This is a genomic window from Vreelandella nigrificans, assembly GCF_002374315.1.
Classification (GTDB): Bacteria; Pseudomonadota; Gammaproteobacteria; order Pseudomonadales; family Halomonadaceae; genus Vreelandella; species Vreelandella nigrificans.
The window spans coordinates 1-595 of record NZ_NWUX01000078.1 but is presented as its reverse complement, the minus strand read 5'-3'; the positions used below and the strand labels follow the sequence as shown (position 1 = coordinate 595).

Here is a 595-nt window from a genome sequence, read left to right as displayed (position 1 = left end):
CATGCGTTTCTGGAAGCGTTGCAACAGCTTTTGTGCACCTGGATTGCCGCGCAGATAAAGCACAGCGGCCTCAGAAAAAGCCCACTTCAGATGGGCATTACCAATCTTGTTGCCCTGGGTGCCATAGGTCTTACCAGCCGATTCGGCTTTGCACTTGATCAGTCGGGAATAGGAGGCAAACTTCTGGACAGATTCAAAACGCCGAATATCACCGACTTCATACAGAATAGTGAGCGCTAAAATACGGCCCACGCCGGGAATGGTGGTTAATAAGTGGTAGTAGGTCGGCTGATGCTTTTTAGCCTGTTTTTCCAATAGCCATTCCACCTGGCTTAGTTCTCGGTGGTAGCACTCTAAAACGGCCATATCTAAATCGATATTGCGCTGAACGAGCGGGTCATCAAAGGTTCTGCCCAGCTGTTCTCTGGCACTGACATTTTTCAAATTGACCTTGTTGGGTGGCAGATTGTACTGACTCGTGGTGTTGACCACATGAGCTTTGAGATCCGCACCGTGTCGAACGAGCCCAGTGCGGCGACGAAGTAAATCCCGTGTTGCTCGCATGCTACGAGGGTAGGCATACGCGAGGGGAAAG

Annotated in this window: 1 protein-coding gene; it reads right to left on the bottom strand. The window is 50.8% G+C overall.

Going from position 1 to position 595, the window contains the following annotated elements; all coding sequences use genetic code 11:
- Positions 1 to 595 (bottom strand): transposase (locus CPA45_RS22560; protein WP_133066828.1); only part of this gene is annotated, 595 nt, incomplete at both ends.